Annotated in this window: 14 protein-coding genes; 8 read left to right on the plus strand and 6 right to left on the minus strand. The window is 72.5% G+C overall.

Translation table 11 applies throughout. The features are described 5' to 3' along the window. The first annotated feature begins 52 nt into the window (after nt 1-52). From E1265_RS23930 to E1265_RS23940, 3 genes are read left to right on the plus strand one after another with little or no spacing between them, the layout of a single operon-like run. On the plus strand, nt 53-1,336 hold the full coding sequence (locus tag E1265_RS23930; protein WP_132933066.1) for an extracellular solute-binding protein: 1,284 nt from the start codon (nt 53-55) through the stop codon (nt 1,334-1,336). A 4-nt stretch (nt 1,337-1,340) separates the two neighbouring features. Continuing rightward, a complete protein-coding gene (locus tag E1265_RS23935; protein WP_243741062.1) occupies nt 1,341-2,264 on the plus strand; it encodes a sugar ABC transporter permease in 924 nt (307 codons plus the stop codon). After that, nucleotides 2,261-3,088 (plus strand): carbohydrate ABC transporter permease, encoded by an 828-nt coding sequence (locus tag E1265_RS23940; protein ID WP_243741063.1) that lies wholly within the window; start codon nt 2,261-2,263, stop codon nt 3,086-3,088. Before E1265_RS23935 ends, E1265_RS23940 begins: the two co-directional genes overlap by 4 nt. Before the next feature lie 31 nt (nt 3,089-3,119). On the opposite strand, the gene E1265_RS23945 is transcribed toward E1265_RS23940, so the two are convergent. Next, nucleotides 3,120-3,935 (minus strand): phytanoyl-CoA dioxygenase family protein, encoded by an 816-nt coding sequence (locus E1265_RS23945; RefSeq protein ID WP_132933067.1) that lies wholly within the window; start codon nt 3,933-3,935, stop codon nt 3,120-3,122. 170 nt (nt 3,936-4,105) lie between these two features. Between E1265_RS23945 and E1265_RS23950 the strand changes: the two genes are divergently transcribed. From E1265_RS23950 to E1265_RS23960, 3 genes are all read left to right on the plus strand, one after another. Next, on the plus strand, nt 4,106-4,900 hold the full coding sequence (locus tag E1265_RS23950; RefSeq protein WP_165953856.1) for a helix-turn-helix domain-containing protein: 795 nt from the start codon (nt 4,106-4,108) through the stop codon (nt 4,898-4,900). Nucleotides 4,901-4,991: 91 nt separating this feature from the next. Next, the gene (locus E1265_RS23955) at nt 4,992-5,438 is read left to right on the plus strand and encodes an Rrf2 family transcriptional regulator (RefSeq protein WP_243741064.1); all 447 of its coding nucleotides are present in this window, start codon (nt 4,992-4,994) and stop codon (nt 5,436-5,438) included. Between the two features lie 91 nt (nt 5,439-5,529). Next, a complete protein-coding gene (locus E1265_RS23960) occupies nt 5,530-7,008 on the plus strand; it encodes an MFS transporter (protein ID WP_132933070.1) in 1,479 nt (492 codons plus the stop codon). On the opposite strand, the gene E1265_RS23965 is transcribed toward E1265_RS23960, so the two are convergent. After that, entirely contained in the window at nt 6,945-7,574 is a 630-nt protein-coding gene (locus tag E1265_RS23965; protein WP_132933071.1) for a TetR/AcrR family transcriptional regulator, read from the minus strand. The two genes, E1265_RS23960 and E1265_RS23965, sit on opposite strands and share 64 nt — an antisense overlap. A gap of 132 nt (nt 7,575-7,706) precedes the next feature. On the opposite strand from E1265_RS23965, the gene E1265_RS23970 reads away from it, so the two are divergent. Further along, on the plus strand, nt 7,707-8,624 hold the full coding sequence (locus tag E1265_RS23970) for an alpha/beta fold hydrolase (protein ID WP_132933072.1): 918 nt from the start codon (nt 7,707-7,709) through the stop codon (nt 8,622-8,624). Between the two features lie 24 nt (nt 8,625-8,648). Here E1265_RS23970 and E1265_RS23975 read toward each other — a convergent pair whose 3' ends face one another. The 4 genes from E1265_RS23975 to E1265_RS39535 all read right to left on the minus strand — a co-directional run bounded on the left by E1265_RS23975 (nt 8,649) and on the right by E1265_RS39535 (nt 12,065). Beyond that, nucleotides 8,649-9,569, minus strand: coding sequence for an RNA polymerase sigma-70 factor (locus tag E1265_RS23975; protein WP_132933073.1), 921 nt, complete (start codon nt 9,567-9,569; stop codon nt 8,649-8,651). Nucleotides 9,570-9,585: 16 nt separating this feature from the next. Continuing rightward, nucleotides 9,586-10,842: an FAD-dependent oxidoreductase gene (locus tag E1265_RS23980; RefSeq protein WP_132933074.1), complete on the minus strand. Its 1,257-nt coding sequence runs from the start codon at nt 10,840-10,842 to the stop codon at nt 9,586-9,588. A 111-nt stretch (nt 10,843-10,953) separates the two neighbouring features. Then, nucleotides 10,954-11,589, minus strand: coding sequence for a phage tail tip lysozyme (locus tag E1265_RS23985; protein ID WP_132933075.1), 636 nt, complete (start codon nt 11,587-11,589; stop codon nt 10,954-10,956). Between the two features lie 149 nt (nt 11,590-11,738). Continuing rightward, complete coding sequence (locus E1265_RS39535; RefSeq protein WP_243741065.1) at nt 11,739-12,065, minus strand: hypothetical protein; 327 nt, start codon at nt 12,063-12,065, stop codon at nt 11,739-11,741. A 53-nt stretch (nt 12,066-12,118) separates the two neighbouring features. Here E1265_RS39535 and E1265_RS39540 point away from each other — a divergent pair, with 53 nt between their 5' ends. After that, nucleotides 12,119-12,421: a methyltransferase domain-containing protein gene (locus E1265_RS39540; RefSeq protein ID WP_243741066.1), complete on the plus strand. Its 303-nt coding sequence runs from the start codon at nt 12,119-12,121 to the stop codon at nt 12,419-12,421. The last annotated feature ends 98 nt before the right edge of the window (nt 12,422-12,519 follow it).

Genomic DNA, 12,519 nt, shown 5'->3' on the forward strand with positions numbered 1-12,519 from the left:
GGGGCGGGGCGGGCACAGCGTGACGTGCGTTCGTGAATTCAAGGAGGAGTTTATGAGAGCGTCGATTCCAGGCACCCCCCTCGACCGCCGCCGCTTCCTGCGACTGTCGGGCGGGCTCGCCGCCGCGACCGCGCTGCCCGCGGCGTTGACCGCCTGCGGCGGAAGTTCGTCCGGCGGCTCGGGATCGCTGCGGCTCGTCGGCGTCTCCGACCAGCAGGCGCCGCTCGACCTGCTCACCGGGGAGTACACCGCTGCCGAGTTCGAGACCTCGTACTCCCCGACCGACCAGGTGCAGACCTCGCTGCGCACCCAGTTGGGCGCCGGCAACGCCCCCGACGTGCACGTCGTCTACCCGGGCAACGGCAGCGCGATGAGCATGGCGCAGATCGCCCAGGCCGGACTGCTCGCCGACCTCAGCGACCAGGCGTGGACCGGGAACATACCCGACAACTTCAAGCCGGCCTTCCAGCTCGACGGCAGGACCTACCTCTACTCGGCCGGCGCCAGCGTGATCGGCGCGATCTACAACCAGAGCGTCTTCCAGGAGGCCGGGGTCGAACCGCCGACCACCTGGAGCGAGTTCCTCCAGGTCTGCGAGGCGGTGCGGGCGGCCGGCCGGATCCCGATCGCGCTGGGCGCGCAGACCCCGTGGGTCACCCAGCTCATCAGCTACGCGCTGGTCCCGTCCACCGTGTACGCCCGGAACCCGGATTTCGACAGCCAACTGCGGGACGGCTCGACGAGCTTCGCCGACTCCGGCTGGGCCGACGCCTTCGAGATGTACCTGGAGCTGCGCGACCGGGGGTTCTTCAACGACAACCCCAACGGCACCACGTTCGAGCAGCAGACCGCCATGGTGGCCACCGGCGAGGCCGCGATGGCCGTCCAGGTCTCGGCGGTGCTGCCGGACTTCCGCGGCGCCGCCGCGAACCCCGACGACCTGTCGATGTTCCCGATGCCCGGCGCCGACACCGCCGCCGACGTGTGGATCCCGGCCGGCGTCGTGGTCGGGCTCGGCGTCAGCGCGAACAGCCGCGACCAGGAGGCGGCCCTGGCGTTCATCGAGTTCCTCGGCGAGCAGCGGAACATCAACCGCTGGGCAGAGGAGATCGCCTGCGTGCCGCTGGTGCGCGACTCCTCGTCCCGCGTCGACCCGGTGCTCGAGCCGTTCCTGCCGTATCTGGACAGCGACCGGGCGGTGCCCTTCATGGACCAGGCGTGGCCCAACGCGGAGGTTCAGCCCACCCACTTCGCGGTGGTGCAGGAACTGCTCGGCGACCAGATCACGGTCGCGGACGCGCTGAACCGGCTGGACGAGACCTACCGGCAGGAGTGAGCCCGTGTCCTCGACAACGCATCCGGGGACGCGGGCACCCGGAGGCCGCCGGCGGGGCGGCTTCCTCACCCCACCGTGGTGGTTCGCGGCGCCCGCCCTGCTGGTGTACGCCCTGGTGGTGCTGTACCCGAGCGTCAGCGGCATGGTCTACGCCTTCACCGACTGGAGCGGCATCGGCGACCGCTCGTTCACCGGTCTCGCCAACTTCCGGCAGCTCTTCCGGGACGACGCCGCGCGCGGGGCGCTGGGCAACACGCTGGCGCTGACCGTCGCGGTCGTCGTCGTCCAGAACGGCATCGGCCTGCTGCTCGCCCTCGGCGTGCACACCCGCGTCAGGTCGCGGGCGGTGCTGCGGGTGGTCTTCTTCGCGCCGGCCGTGGTCAGCCCGGTCATGGTGGCGGTCCTGTGGAAGTACGTCTACAACCCGGCGCCGGACGCCGGGCTCAACGCCGTCCTCGGCGCACTCGGCCTCGACGGCCTGCGTCAGGACTGGCTTGGCGACCCGTCGTTGGCCCTGTGGTCGGTGGCCGGGATGGTCGTCTGGCAGTTCGCCGGCTACTCGATGGTCATCTTCCTCGCCGGCCTCGCGGGGGTGCCTGACGAGCTCCACGAGGCCGCGATGATCGACGGCGCCGGCCGGTTCCAGCGCTTCCGGCACGTCACCTGGCCGCTGCTCGCGCCCGCGCTCACCATCAACGTCATGCTGTCGACCATCGGCGGGTTGAAGCTCTTCGACCAGGTCTACGCGGCGACCAGCGGTGGGCCTGGGCATGCCAGCGAGACGCTGTCCACGGTGCTGTTCAAGGAGGCGTTCGTCTTCGGCAACTACGGATACAGCACGGCGATCGCCCTCGTCCTGGCGCTGTTCGTGGCGGCCGTGTCACTCGTCCAGATCCACTACCTGCGCGGCCGGGAGGTGAGCGCGTGAGACTCCGCTACGGATACCGGACTTTCCTGCTCGAGCTCGTGATGGTCGCCGTCGCCCTGGCGTTCCTCTTCCCGGTGTACGCGCTGATCACGCTGTCGCTGAAGGACGAGCGGGCGATCGCCGCCGAGCCGCTGTCGCCGCCGACCGAGCCCACCTTCGACAACTTCTCCCGCGCCTGGTCGGAGGCGGCGCTGGGCGAGGCGCTGCTGAACAGCACGATCATCACGGTGCTCAGCCTGCTGGCGCTCATCGCGACCGGCTCGTTCGCGGCCTACTTCCTGGCCCGCTGCGCCACCCGGATCGGGTACCGGCTGTACGTGCTGTTCCTGCTCGGCATCGTGCTGCCGTTCCAACTCGGGATGATCCCGCTGTTCAGACTCTTCGACTCGATGGGCCTGTTGGGCACCTACCAGGGGATGATCCTCTTCTACACCGGCATCCAGCTCCCGTTCACGGTCTTCCTCTACACCGGGTTCATCCGGGCGCTGCCCGGCGAGTACGCCCACGCCGCCCTGATCGACGGCGCCACCCACCTCCAGGCCTTCACCCGGGTGGTGTTCCCGCTGCTGCGACCGATCACCGGCACCGTGCTCATCCTCAACGCCGTGTTCGTCTGGAACGACTTCTTCACGCCGCTGCTCTACCTGGGCGGCTCCGCGCGGGAGACGGTGCCGGTGCGGGTCTTCGCCTTCGTCGGCCAGTACGTCTCCGACTACGGTCTCGTCTTCGCCGGCCTGGTGCTCGCCTCGCTCCCGATCATCGCCGCCTTCCTGCTGCTCCAGCGGTATGTGATCAGGGGCTTCGCCAGCGGGATGAAGGGATAGCGGGGCGCGGCGGCGTGGGCGAGGGCGCGGGCTAGGGGGCCGCCACCGGCTGCCAGCCCTCGCCGCAGCTGCCGCCGTCGGCCGCCTCGGTCACGGTGACCTCGTCCCCCTCGGGGGTGAGCAGCGGGTTGTAGAAGCGCGCTATCTCGGTGCTCGACCGCGGCACGTAGTGGAAGATCAGCGAGCGCCTGAACCGGTCGACCGTGCGGTTCGGGCCCGAGCCGTGGACCAGGCTGCCGTGGAAGAAGAGCACGTCGCCGGCGCGCATCTCGGTCTGGATCTCCTCCATTCCCGGGGGCAGTTCGAGTCCCTTGGTGGTGAAGGACTCCGACGGGTCCGCCTCGGTGGGGCACTCGATCTCGTACCGGTGCGATCCGGGTGCCACCCGGAGCGCGCCGTTGGCGCCGTCGCAGTCGTCCACCGCGATCCACGCGGCGAGGCAGGTCTCGGGGTGGGCCCTGAGGAACAGGTTGTCCTGGTGCAGCGCCTGGCCGCGGGCGGTGGGCGGCTTGAAGTAGAACATCGACTGGGCGGCGAGCGGCGGGCCGATCAGCTCCGCCACCCGCCGCACGATGCGGGGGGCGAGCATCCAGCGCCTGGCCAGCCGCCCCGCCGCCTTGTCGACGTGCCGGTGCGGATGGACGAAGCGCGGGTAGCGGGCCAGCACATCGTCCTCGGGCACGTGGTCGTCGTGTCCCATGGACCGGTCCCGCTCGACCTGCGCCATGAAGACGTCACGGATTTCCTCGATCTCGGCCGACTTCAGGAGCGCGCGCTCCAGGACCACACCGGCGCGCGCGTACCCGTCGGCGAGCCCGGTTCCGGGCTCGAGCGCGATGGATGACATGCCAGCGATTCTGGTCCTCGGCCCGCGCCACGGGTATGGCAGAACGCGGCGCGGCCATGGAAGATTCTGCTGTGCCCGGCCAACGACCACACGGCCAACGACCACACGGCCAGCGACCGCACGGCCAGCGACCGCACGGCCAGCGACCGCGTGCCGAGTCGCGGAGCCCGGTGATCGACCAGCTGGAGGGCGGTCGGCTGCGGGAGGGGCCCGAGTACGCCACGTACCGCAGCCGGGGGACGACCGACTGGCTGCTGATCCACACCGTCGCCGGGTCGGGGCAGTTGACCGGCGCGGACGGCAGCGTGCGCACGGCGGTCGGTGACGCGGTCCTGCTGCGCCCCGGGACGCCGCACGACTACCGGACGGCGCCGGCAGAGGGACGCCCGGAGGAGGCGCACTGGGAGATCGCCTTCTCGCACTTCCATCCACGTCACGCCTGGCTGCCGCTGCTCGACTGGCCGCAGCCCGTCACCGGCGTCGGCCGGATCCGCACCCGCGGCGAGGTGCACCGGCGGGTCACCGCCACGCTGACCCGCTCCGCCCACGTCGGGGCCGGCACGCTGCGGCAGGCCACCGCGTTCGCGATGAACGCCCTGGAGGAGGCGCTGCTGTGGTGCGACACGCAGAACCCGCTGACCGCGCGCATGGACGAGCGGGTGCTGCGCGTCATCGACCACGTGGACGCGCACCTCGCCGAGCCGTTGACCGTGGAGGGTCTCGCGGCGAGCGTGCATCTCTCGCCCTCCCGGCTGACCCGCCTGTTCGCCGAGCATCTGGGGACCAGCCCGCAGCGCTATGTGGAGCGGCAGCGGATGACCCTCGCCAAGCAACTCCTCGACCTCACCAACCGGCCGGTGGCCGCGATCGCGCGCGAGCTCGGCTGGCGCGATCCGCTGTACTTCTCCCAGCGCTTCCGGCGGTTCACCGGGCTGAGCCCGACGGCCTACCGGCGACGCAGGTGAAGGCGGCCCGGGCGGGCGTTGACTCGCCGAGGAACTGACACTAGCGTGGTTGCAGTTCGGTCCGCTGGGCGTCGTTCGACAAGGGGGCGTGATGGGTGTCAGCAGCAGGAGCGCGGTCGCGATTCACGCGCTCACGATGCTGGCGCGCTGGGGTGATCGCTCGCTGACCTCCGCGGAGATCGCGGACAGCCTGTCGAGCAATCCGGTCCTGGTGCGGCGGATCCTCGGCAGCCTGCGGGAGGCGGACCTGGTCTGGTCCACCGAGGGGCGCAACGGCGGTTGGTCGCTCGCCCGCCCCGCGCGTGAGATCACCCTCTACGACGCCTACGCCGCCGTCGAGGCGGGCCCGGTCCTGTCGCGGCATCCGCATCCACCGAGCGAGGCGTGCGAGGTGGGGCGCAACATGCAGCAGCTGCTCGAGGTGGAGTTCCGGGACGCGGAGCTGGCCATGGAGGAGCGGCTCGGCCGCACGACGATCGCCCAACTGGCCCGGCGGGTGCTGGCGATCGAGCGCGAGGTCGCCCAGCGCGGTCGCTGATCGAACGGTGGCGGAGGCGTCGGCCTCCGTCGTCTTTTTGCCCAAACTGTAACCGTCATGGTGGCGGTTAAGCTTCCGAAGGACGTGCCGAATGACCTCCACGTCGACCCCGACCGAACCGACCGGTCGCGGTTCTGCCCTGCTGGCCGTGCTGATGGCGGCGATTCTCGTCACGGTCACCGCCAGCGACATGGTCAACCTGATGCTCCCCACGATCGGCGCCGAGTTCGGGGCCTCCGAGGCCGAACTCGCCTGGGTTGTCACCGGCTTCCTGCTGATGTTCTCGATCGGGATCCCGCTCTACGGCCGGATCTCCGACCGGCTGAGCCTGCGGCGGCTCTTCGCCTTCGCGCTGCTGACCTACGCGGCGGGGAGCCTGGTCTGCGCCGTGGCCCCGAACCTTCTCGTGCTGGTGGTCGGGAGGATCGTGACGGGCGTCGGCGCGGCCGCCGTCCCCGTGCTCTCGATCATCGCCGTCACCAGGCTGCTGCCGGCGGACCGGCGCGGCGTCGGGATCGGCGTCGTCTCCGCGGGCGCGGGCATCGGCACCGCGGCGGGGCCGGCGGTGGGCGGCGGGATCGGCGAGGCGCTCGGCTGGCCCGCGCTGTTCTGGATCATGCTCGCCGTCTCGCTGCTCCTGCTGCCCGCCGCCCTGGTGGTGCTCCCCGACGAGTCGCCGTCCGGCCAGGGGCGGCTCGACCTGCCCGGCGGCATCCTGCTCGGCCTCGGGGCGGGGCTCGCCCTGTTCGGCATGACCCAGGCGCAGGTCTCCGGGTTCGCCGCGCCCCTGTCCTGGGGCAGCCTCGCCGTCGCGGTCGCGGCGCTCGTGGCCTTCGGGCGGCGCACCGTCCGCGTCGAGCAGCCGTTCGTCCCGCCCGCGCTGTTCGCCAACCGGGTCTACCGGACCGGCCTTCTCGTCGCGTTCCTGGCCATGACCGTGAACCTCGGCGGCCTGGTGTTCGTCCCGTTGCTGGTGATAGAGGTCAACGGCCTCACGCCGGGGGAGGGCGCGCTGGTCATGATCCCGGCCGGGGGTGCCGTCGCCCTGCTCTCGCCGCTGATCGGCCGCCTTGCCGACCGCGCCGGTCCCCGCCCCCTGGTGGTCACCGGGCTCACCCTCATGGGGCTCTTCTCGCTGGCGCTCTCGACCCTCACCGACGGCTCATCGGTGATCCCCGCCGGCGCCGGGATCCTCGGGCTCAGCATCGGCTTCACGCTCCTGATGACCGCCATCATCGGCGCCGCGGCGCGCGAACTGCCCGCCGAGCAGGCCGGCGTGGGCCTCGGCATCCTCCAGGGCGCCCAGTTCCTCGGAGCCGGCGCCGGCCCCGCGGTCTTCGGTGTGCTGGCGTCCGCCCGGCAGCAGAGCGGCGGCGGCGCCGTCAACCCCCTCTACTCGGACGGCGACGGCGCCGCCTACTCCGATGTCTTCCTCGCCATGGCGGTGCTCGCCGCCCTCACCGTGGTCGTCGCCTCCCGGATGCGCCAGGCCCCCCAGCCTGCCCCTCACGCGGAGGACGGCCGGCGCAGCCCCGCGACGAGGACCCCGACCAGTCGGCGGGCGTCGTAGCGGGGGTCGTCGCCGGCCCCCGCGCAGAGGTTGCCGACGCCGCGCATGAGCCCGTAGGCGTCCAGGTCCTGGCGGATCTCCCCGGAACCGGCGGCGGCGTCGAGCAGTTCGGCGCAGACGGGCACCAGCCGGTCGAGGAAGGAGGAGTGCAGGGGGGCGAAGCGGCCGTCGTCGGACTGGAGCACGGTGGCCAGTCCGTGCTTGGTGACCAGGAAGTCGACGAAGAGGTCGATCCACCGCTCCAGCGCGGCGTAGGGGCTCGCGCCGTCGGTCAGCAGGGCGGGTCCTGCCTCGGCGAGTGCCTCCACCTGGTGCCGGTAGACGGCGACGATGAGGTCCGCCCGGGTCGGGAAGTGACGGTAGATGGTGGCCGTCCCGACGTTCGCCCTGGCCGCGATCGCGCGGACCGGGGCGTCCACGCCCGAGGTGACGAAGACCGCGGCGGCCGCGTCGAGCAGGGCCTCCTCGTTGCGTCGGGCGTCCGCCCGCCTGGCCCTGGGCGCCCGTCCCGCGCCCCGCTCGCCGCCGCTCACCGCACCGTCTCCCTCGCCGTCGAACGTCGCCATCGGGTGGCCCCACACCGATGGCGACTTCCTTAAACGGGACAGTGTCCCGTATGTTTGATTCGGGACAGCGTCCCGTTTCTTGTTCTCCCTCATGGTGCCAGATCACGGCACAGCTCGAAGGAAGGTGCGCGCATGACCGCGACAGACGGGCCGACGACGGTCGTCTCGGTGCAGCCGGTGGCGCTGGACGCGCCGGGCCGCGGAGCGAGCCTCCAGGTCAGGATCTCCGCGCCCACCACGGGCGGCGACCTGCCGATCGTCCTCCTCTCACACGGCTTCGGCTCCTCCCTGCACGGCTACGGCCCGCTGGCCGACCACTGGGCCGCGCACGGCTTCGCGGTGATCCAGCCCACCCACCTCGACTCAAGGACCGTGGGCCTCCCGCAGGACGACCCCCGCACCCCACACGTCTGGCGCGCCCGCGTCGAGGACATGAAGCACGTCCTCGACCAGCTCGACGTGCTGGAGGCCGCCGTCCCCAGGCTCGGCGGTCGCCTCGACCACGGCCGCGTCGCCGTGGCCGGCCACTCCTTCGGGGGCCAGACGGCCGGCTGCCTGCTCGGCCAGCGCGTCCTCGACGCGGCGGGCGCGGCGGGCGAGGACCTGTCCGACGCGCGGATCGGGGCCGGCGTGCTGCTCGCCACGGCCGGAACGGGCGGCGCCGACCTCTCGCCGTTCGCGGCCGAGCACTTCCCGTTCATGAACCCGAGCTTCGCCACCATGACCACGCCGGCCCTCGTCGTCGCCGGCGACAAGGACGACTCCCCGCTGACCGTGCGGGGCCCCGAGTGGTTCACCGACCCGTACGTCCTGAGCCCCGGCCCCAAGAGCCTGCTCACCCTGTTCGGCGCCGAGCACTCGCTCGGCGGGATCGCCGGCTACGAGGTCCGGGAGACGACGGACGAGAACCCCGAGCGCGTCGCCGTGCTCCAGCGGGTCACCCTGGCCTACCTCCGCCACGCGCTCGGCATCGACGACGCCGACTGGACCGAGGTACGCGAGGCGCTGGCCAAGGGCGCCCACCCGCTGGGCCGCATCGAGTCCAAGTGAGGCCCTGGGGCCACCCAGGAGCCGCTACTCCACCACCGGCGTCGAGCGCCGGGTGAGCGGCGTCGCGGACCCGACGCGGGTCAGCTTCTCCGGGTTGCGGACGTAGTAGAGGCCGGTGATGCGGGCGTCCTCGACCCGGGCCGCAAGGACGCCGTCGACCTCGCCGTCCACGCGCAGGACGAGCGCCGGGGCGCCGTTGACCACGGTGGCGTCGAAGGTGAGCGTGACCCTGGCCTTGGCGATGCCGCCGACGATGAAGCGGGCCACCTTGTCGGCGCCGGCGATCGGCCGCGGCGAGGCCTGCCTGAGGCCGCCGCCGTCGCTCACCAGGACGACCCCGGGGGCCAGCACGCCGAGGAGGTCCCGCGGGTCGCCGGTCTCCAGCGCGCGCCGGAACGACTCCAGGGCCGCCCGGGTCTGGCTCGCGGGGACCACCGTGCGGGGGCGGCGCGCGTCGACGTGCCGGCGGGCCCGGCGCGCGATCTGGCGGACGGCCGCCGGGCTCCTGCCGACGGCCGCCGCGATCTCCTCGTAGCCCACGTCGAAGGCCTCGCGCAGCACGAAGACGGCGCGCTCCGTCGGCGACAGCGTCTCGAGGACGAGCATCATCGCCATCGACACGCTCTCGGCGAGCTCGACGTCCTCGGCCACGTCCGGCGTGGTGAGCAGCGGCTCGGGCAGCCAGGAGCCGACGTACGCCTCCCTGCGGCGCCGCACGGCGCGCAGCCGGTTGAGCGCCTGCCGGGTGGCGATCCGGACCAGGTAGGCGCGCTGGTCACGCACGCCCGACAGGTCGACCTCGACCCACCGCAGCCAGGTCTCCTGGAGGACGTCCTCCGCGTCGGCCGCCGAGCCGAGCATCTCGTAGGCGACGGTGAAGAGCAGGTTGCGGTGGGCGACGAACGCCTCGGTCGCCGGATCCGTGGTGTCGCTGTGGTCGCTCATGCCCGAGCCCTCCTTCTCACGGCGCCTGCACGGCCCGTTCCGCGGTGGCCGGCGTCTCGTCGCGCCCGGCCAGCAGTTGCTGGCGCCTGGCGCCTCCCGAGACGCGGTGCAGACGGTACGAGCCGGGCTTGCGCGCCTCGCCGGCCAGGTGCTTCACGATGCCACCGCACACGAACTCCTTGAGCCTCGCGCCGGGGCGACCGTCGATGTGGAACCACAGCGCCTCGTCGTACCGGTGGGCGAACTGGAAGATACCGGCGCGGCGCCCCAGGCTGATGCACTGGCCGGCGAACGCCTGGTTGAGGGGCGCCGGCCGCTCGCCGGCGATCCGGCTGAGCACCGTGTCGGCGGCGCGTGCGCCCAGCGGGATCGCGGCCTGGCAGCTCATCCGGAGCGGCAGGTCCGACGGCGCCGCCGAGTCCCCGGCGGCGACGACGCGCTCGTCGTCCACGCTCGTCAGCGTCTCGTCCGTGCGCAGCCGGCCCAGGGCGTCGATGCTCAGCCCGCTGCGCGCGGCCAGGTCCGGCACGCCGAAGCCGGCGGTCCAGACGGTCACCTCGCTCGGGAGTTCCCGGCCGTCGGCGAGCCGCACGGCGTCGCGCGTCACGGCCGTCACGCTGCTGCCCGGGCCGTCGAGCACGGTCACGCCGAGCTCGGCGAGCCGCCCGGCGACCGAGCGCCGTCCCCGACGGTGCAGGTAGGGGCCGAGCACCCCGCCGCAGACCAGCGTCACGGCGCGGCCGGCCTCCGCCAGCTCGGCGGCGATCTCGATGCCCGTCGGACCGGCCCCGACGACGGTCACCGCGGCCGTCGCGGGCGCGGCGTCGAGGACCGGCCGCAGCCGCCGAGCCTCCTCCAGGGTGGCGATCGGGTAGGCGAACTCGGCCGCGCCCGGCACGTCTGGGTCGGCGCTGCCGCTGCCCACCGCGTAGACCAGGTAGTCGTAGCCGACCACCTCGCCGCTCGCCAGTGTCACGTGGCGCCCGGCCGCGTCGATCCGGGTCGCCGTGTCGACGACCAGCCGGACGCGCTCGCCCAGGACGTCCCGGTAGTCCACGACGGCGTCGTCGGACCCGCCCACCAGCTGGTGCAGGCGGATCCGGTGGACGAAGGTCGGGCGCGGATTGACCAGGGTCACCGTCACGTCGTCGCGCAGCGTCAGGCGGTTGGCCGCCATGACGCCGGCGTACCCGCCGCCGATCACGACCACGTCGGTGTTCTCGGCCCCGGTGTGCTCGGCCCCGGTGTGCTCGGCCCCGGTGTGCTCAGCCATGGTGTCTCCTCCGTTGTCAGGGGGGTCGGCCTCAAGACACCGGATGGCCGGGCGATGTGACAGCTTGTGACTCAGATCACCCCGCTGCGGTGTGCGCGGGGTCGCGGCCCCTCAGGGATGGGCGGCGCGGTAGGCGGACAGGGCCTGCTGCGCGGCCGGACGACGCTTGTTGAACACCTGCTGGACGCGGCGGTTCGAGCGGGGCAGCTTGGCGTTGCCCTGCAGGATGGCGCCCGGCACCTCGAAGTTGTAGACGACCTCGTCGCAGGCGTCGTCGACCTTCACCCCGGGCTTCTTCAACACGGACTGGACCCCTTTGAAGCTGCTCTTGAGCTCGCTCGCCAGGTAGTCGATCTGGTCGTTCATGTCGAAGACCGCGTTGGCTCCGAGGCCGGGGTGCCCCTCGAACGGGTGCTTGAACAACCCGGCGCGCCGCGGCGGGAACGTCCACTGCGCCAGGCCGATGCCCGGACGGGCGGGCCCGACCTTCTGGGCCTGGTTCCGCTTCATGATGGCCTCAGGGGTGTGGTTCACCACGGCCCCGTTGAAGTTCCTCGACCGCATGGGGGTGCCCTCGGAGCTTCCCTCGACCCGGTTGGGGATCACCCCGGACTCGGCCGCGAGATTGCCCACGATCCCGGCGGCCCCGTTCACCGGGTAGTCGTAGTGGTCCACCAGCCGCTCCATCACGTGCAGCATGCGCTTGTCGAGGCTTTTCTTCTCCCAGTGCGCGTCCTTTCCGGCCATGGTCGATCCTCCGTCCTTCTCCACGGTGATGCGTTCACTCCCGACTCACCCCCGGGTTTCCGCGCGCCGAGTCGATAACCAGCGGAAAGACCGGTCATCGGGGTTTGGGATCGCCCCCTGCGGTTTCGGCGCCGCACGCCCCCGCCCCCCTATGGTCGAAACGGTCCCCGACGACGACGGACGAGGAGCGTTCGATGACGCGCGAGGAACCCTTCCAACACCCCCGCTTCGCGCGGACCTATCTCGGGATCGCCGAGCGGGCGGACCGCCGCGGCGGCGCGGAGCACCGGCGCCGCCTGCTGGCCGGGCTGCACGGCCGCGTCCTGGAGGTCGGGGCGGGCCAGGGCCGCAACTTCCCGCACTACCCCGAGGCCGTGCGGGAGGTCGTCGCCGTCGAGCCCGACCAGACCCTGCGCGCGGCGGCCGACCGGGCCGCCGCCACGGCGCCGGTCCCGGCGCTCGTCCGGGCCGGACACGCCCGCGACCTGCCGGGGAGGAAGGACCGTTCGACGCCGTCGTCTTCTCCCTCGTGCTCTGCACGGTCGACGATCCCCGCGCCGCGCTCGCCGAGGCCGCACGCGTGCTCCGCCCGGGCGGGCAGCTCCGCTTCTACGAGCACGTGCGCTCCCCGCGCCGCTGGGCCGCGCTCCTGGAGGACGCGGTCACCCCGGCGTGGCGCCGGGCCGCCGGCGGCTGCCACCCCAACCGCGACACCGAGGCCGCCATCCGCGCCGCCGGGTTCGCCGTCGACCGGATCGACCGTTTCACCTTCGCGTTCGCGCCGCTGGCGCCGCGCATCACCCACGTGCTCGGCACCGCCACCCGCCCCTGAGGGGAACGGCTGCCGCCCGGCTCCACCGGGGGGCCGCTGGGCAACGGCGACCACCGCGGACAAGACTGCACCTGTGACCACGACTGACCAACCAACCC

Origin of the sequence: Streptomyces sp. 8K308 (assembly GCF_004348315.1) — a bacterium.
Lineage (GTDB): Bacteria > Actinomycetota > Actinomycetes > Streptomycetales > Streptomycetaceae > Streptomyces.

Excerpts from the sequence above, each read along its gene's own strand:
- E1265_RS23930 (WP_132933066.1), top strand. The coding sequence starts at position 53 with ATGAGAGCGTCGATTCCAGGCACCCCCCTCGACCGCCGCCGCTTCCTG.
- E1265_RS23945 (WP_132933067.1), bottom strand. The coding sequence starts at position 3,935 with ATGTCATCCATCGCGCTCGAGCCCGGAACCGGGCTCGCCGACGGGTAC.
- E1265_RS23955 (WP_243741064.1), top strand. The coding sequence starts at position 4,992 with ATGGGTGTCAGCAGCAGGAGCGCGGTCGCGATTCACGCGCTCACGATG.
- E1265_RS23960 (WP_132933070.1), top strand. The coding sequence starts at position 5,530 with ATGACCTCCACGTCGACCCCGACCGAACCGACCGGTCGCGGTTCTGCC.
- E1265_RS23965 (WP_132933071.1), bottom strand. The coding sequence starts at position 7,574 with ATGGCGACGTTCGACGGCGAGGGAGACGGTGCGGTGAGCGGCGGCGAG.
- E1265_RS23970 (WP_132933072.1), top strand. The coding sequence starts at position 7,707 with ATGACCGCGACAGACGGGCCGACGACGGTCGTCTCGGTGCAGCCGGTG.
- E1265_RS23975 (WP_132933073.1), bottom strand. The coding sequence starts at position 9,569 with ATGAGCGACCACAGCGACACCACGGATCCGGCGACCGAGGCGTTCGTC.
- E1265_RS23980 (WP_132933074.1), bottom strand. The coding sequence starts at position 10,842 with ATGGCTGAGCACACCGGGGCCGAGCACACCGGGGCCGAGCACACCGGG.
- E1265_RS23985 (WP_132933075.1), bottom strand. The coding sequence starts at position 11,589 with ATGGCCGGAAAGGACGCGCACTGGGAGAAGAAAAGCCTCGACAAGCGC.